Here is a 3,712-nt window from a genome sequence, read left to right as displayed (position 1 = left end):
GTGCCTTCGGGAAACAGGATCAGCGAGTCGCCGCTCTCCAGGGCGGTGATCAGCGGTTGCAGCGGATCTTCGTCGCCCTTGCGTTCGCGTTCGACGTAAATGGCGTGGAACACCTCGGTGGTGATCCACTGCTTGAAGCGCGAAGCGGTCCAGTAGTCGCGCGCGGCGATCGGGCGGGTGATGCTGCGCAGCTCTTCGGGCAGGGCGGCCCAGATCAGCACCAGATCGGCGTGGCTTTGGTGGTTGGCGAAATAAATGCGCTGCTCGGCCTTGGGCGGGCAGCCGTGCCAGCGCGCTTGCGCCCCGGTGAGCAAACGCACCACACCCAGCAGCAACAGGCTCATGGCTTGGGCGCGCCAGTTCATGGATGCATCCTGGCAGGGGGGCGCCAGTCCATGGGGGTCACGGGATACTCACGTCGCCCATGCGGGCCACGATGGTGCCCGCGCGGCGCGCCAGGTAGGCCGATCCGGGCCGGGTTTCAAAGAACTTGGGGCTGGGCAGCATGACCGCCAGACGGGCCGCTTCGTAGGCGCTGAGCTTGGCAGCCGGTTTTTTGAAATAGAGCTGGGCCGCGGCTTCGGCGCCAAAAACGCCTTCGCCCCATTCCACGCTGTTGAGGTAGATCGCCAGAATGCGCGGTTTGTCCAGCACCGCTTCCAGCATCAGCGTGAGCACCAGCTCCTGCCCTTTGCGCAGCAGACTGCGCTCGCCCGACAGCAGCAGGTTCTTGGCCAGCTGCTGGGTGATGGTGGAGCCGCCCACGATCTTCGGCGCTTTGACCACCGGTGTTTTGGCCGGGTCGACCGGTGTCTTGCGCTTGGCCTGCTGGGCCGCGAGTTTTTCGGCACGGGCGTCGGCGATTTGCTGCCGGCGCTCGTTTTTCTGCCAGGCGGTTTCGATGGCGTCCCAGTCCACACCGCCGTGTTCGCTGAAGCCCGCGTCCTCGGAGGCGATCACGGCGCGCTTGAGGTGGGGGCTGATGGCGTCGTAGTCGACCCAGGTCTGGCTCCAGCGCCAGGGCTTGTCGCTGCCCAGGCTCTTGGCCGTGACCTGCCACAGCTCGCTGCGCATGAAGGCCGTGCTTTGCGGGTCCACCACCACCATGAGCGCGATGCGGGCCAAAAAAAACAGTTGCAGGGCGACACCCGCCAACAACATCCACAACAACCAACGGCCGAAAGATTTCATGGGGTGACCCGCCGGGAGACAGCAGGTTGGTCAGGCCACAGGTGTTGCCCCCCTTCCCGGGGGGCGGCGCCGAAGGCGACGCGGCGGGTGCTCATCTATTGGCCGCTCAGCTGCGTTTGCAGCGTAGCGTCGCGGGTGAAACGAAAACGCGACACCACCACGATCTGGTCCGCGCGGCGGCGCATGGCGTCGCTGAAGCGGCCAAAGTCGAGGCTGCGCACGATGGCCTGGGCGCGCCCGTCCAGCAGCTTGTTGCCCGAGCTTTGCACCACTTCGGTGTCGAGCACGGCGCCGCTGTGGTTGACGGTGATGATCATGGTCAGGTCGCCGTACAGCTTGCGACCGGCGGCTTGCGGGAAGTTGCTGGTGCCCCGGTCTTCGATCTTGCGGCGCAGCTCGTCGTAGTAGATCGCGTAGACCTCTTCGCGCGTGGCCGGGCTGACGTAGCGCTTTTTCGGGCGCTCGTTTTCCTCGTTGATGCGCTTTTCGATCTCGGCCAGGATCTTCACCAAAGCCTTGCGCTTGCGCTCGCGCTGCACGTTTTCGGGGCTGGGGTTGACCGCCTGCAGATCGGGCGGTGGCATATTGGCCAGTTGCTGGCGCACCTGGGCCAGGATCTGGTTTTGCTGCTCCTTGAGCGCCTCGATCATGCGCTCGTCTTCTTCCGGCGTGTCGCCGAGGCGCGCCACCACCGTGGACGGCAGGGGCGAGGTCGCCCGGCCGCGTGCCGCTTCACCACCACCGGCCAGCGATGCCTGGGCAATGGCCTTGGCCTTGTCGGGCCGTTCGTTGCTCTTGGCGTTGACCAGGATCACTTCCAGCGGCGTGTCCTGGAACACCCGGTTGAAGCTTTGTGGATCGACAAAGCGCACCGTGAGCAAAACCGCGTGCGCCGCCACCGACACCGCCAATGCCAGCTGCAAAGTGCTCAGGGTCTTGAGATAGGCAAGGGCGGCTTTCACGCGGGCATTCTCCGGGATTTTTCAGTCCTGCGCGGTTTCGGTCACGGGCGCGTCGGCGGCGGGGGTCTCGGCTGCGGTGTCGTCGTCGAAAGCCAGCGACAGCGGTGTGGCCAGGGCACCGTCTTCGTCGCCGTCGCTGTCTCCATCGCCACCGTTGTCATCGGACACCTGGTCTTCTGGCAGATCCAGCCGTTCCAGCACCGTGCCGCTCACGTCCAGCGTGATTTCGTCGATCTCGCCCAGGCGCACCCGCACGTGGGCGCCGCGCGGCAGGCCTTCGGTGCCCAGCACCGGCAGCACCAGCGGCAAGTTATCGGCGCGCACCAGGTTGTCTTTGAACAGCGTGGCCGTCAGTTCGGTGGTACCGGCTTGCTCCAGGTGCTTGAGCGTCCAGTAGCGCTCCATGCCGTTCTGGAAGCCGTTGTAGGCCGAATAGGCGGCGTCGAAGGCGCTGATGATGGCGAACAGATTCGCGTCTTTGGGCTTGAAGGGGGCTGCCAGCGCGGCCGTTTTGCCGTGCCGCGCGCAGGCGATGATCTGCCACTGGTTGACCATGTCCACGTAGCGGCGCAGCGGCGAGGTGCTCCAGGCGTAGCTGGGCACGCCAATGCCGGCGTGTGGCTGGGCCTTGGTGCCCATGCGCACCTTCACGCCCGGCGCCATGCTGGCCTGGCTGCGGTAAATGCCGGGCACGCCGCATTCGGCCAGCCACTGGCCCCAGGTGCTGTTGGCCAGAATCATGGCCTCGGCGACCATCAGGTCCAGCGGGGCGCCGCGCTGGCGGGTGCTGATGCGCACCGTCTCGTCGCCCGAAGGCTCGGCGCCCGCCACCCCTTCGAGGCGGAAGTTGTAGTCGGGCCGGTTGAAGTTTTCGGGCTTGCCGCGCACCACTTCGCGCTGGGCCTTGAGTTGGCGCGCCAGGCGGAACACGAAGGCCAGCGTGGGCTGCAAGGCACTCAATTCGGCGGGCGCCTCGCTGGCCGGGGTTTCGCCGCTGAGCCAGGCTTCGGTCACCACCGCGTCGAGCTGGTCGTGGCGCAGGTTCAGGGCGATCGGCACGCGCTCCAGGCGCGTGGCGCTGCCGGTGACGGCCAGCGTGGCTTCGTCAAAGCTCACATACAGCGAGACCGCCGGGCAGTCGCGCCCGGCCAGCAGGGTATAGGCCTGCACGACTTCGTCGGGCAGCATGGTGATTTTGTGCCCCGGCATGTAGACCGTGGACAGGCGGTGGCGGGCGATCTGGTCGATGGGTCCATCGGGCAACACCGCCAGACCGGGGGCGGCGATGTGTATGCCCAGCGTCACCGAGCCGGTGCCCAGACCTTGCACCGAGAGCGCGTCGTCGATCTCGGTGGTGGCCGAATCGTCGATGGAGAAGGCCTGCACCGCCGCCAGCGGCAGTTCGTCGGTGATGGCGGGCGCTTGCAGCGCCGGAAAGCCGGTGCCTTTGGGGAACTGGTCGAACAGAAAACGCTGCCAGTGGAACTGGTAGGCGTTGGAGATCGCACCGGCGTTCTTCAACAGGGCCAGCGGGGCGGTGTGGCTGTTGCGGGCGGCCT

At 66.4% G+C, this 3,712-nt stretch carries 4 protein-coding genes; all 4 read right to left on the bottom strand.

The features are described 5' to 3' along the window. A partial coding sequence (locus ABYB95_RS19110; RefSeq protein ID WP_372660473.1) for a lysophospholipid acyltransferase family protein occupies positions 1-365 on the bottom strand: 365 nt, incomplete at its 3' end. A gap of 37 nt (positions 366-402) precedes the next feature. Further along, positions 403-1,191 carry a transglycosylase domain-containing protein gene (locus ABYB95_RS19105; RefSeq protein WP_372660470.1) on the bottom strand — a complete coding sequence of 263 codons (789 nt, stop codon included), beginning with the start codon at positions 1,189-1,191 and terminating at the stop codon, positions 403-405. Positions 1,192-1,286: 95 nt separating this feature from the next. Further along, positions 1,287-2,153: an energy transducer TonB gene (locus ABYB95_RS19100; protein ID WP_372660467.1), complete on the bottom strand. Its 867-nt coding sequence runs from the start codon at positions 2,151-2,153 to the stop codon at positions 1,287-1,289. A 21-nt stretch (positions 2,154-2,174) separates the two neighbouring features. Continuing rightward, positions 2,175-3,712 (bottom strand): ribonuclease catalytic domain-containing protein (locus ABYB95_RS19095; protein ID WP_372660464.1); only part of this gene is annotated, 1,538 nt, incomplete at its 5' end.

Source organism: Hydrogenophaga sp. (assembly GCF_041633695.1).
Lineage (GTDB): Bacteria > Pseudomonadota > Gammaproteobacteria > Burkholderiales > Burkholderiaceae_C > Hydrogenophaga.
The sequence above is the reverse complement of the archived record's forward strand: the minus strand, read 5'-3'. Positions and strand labels throughout refer to the sequence as shown.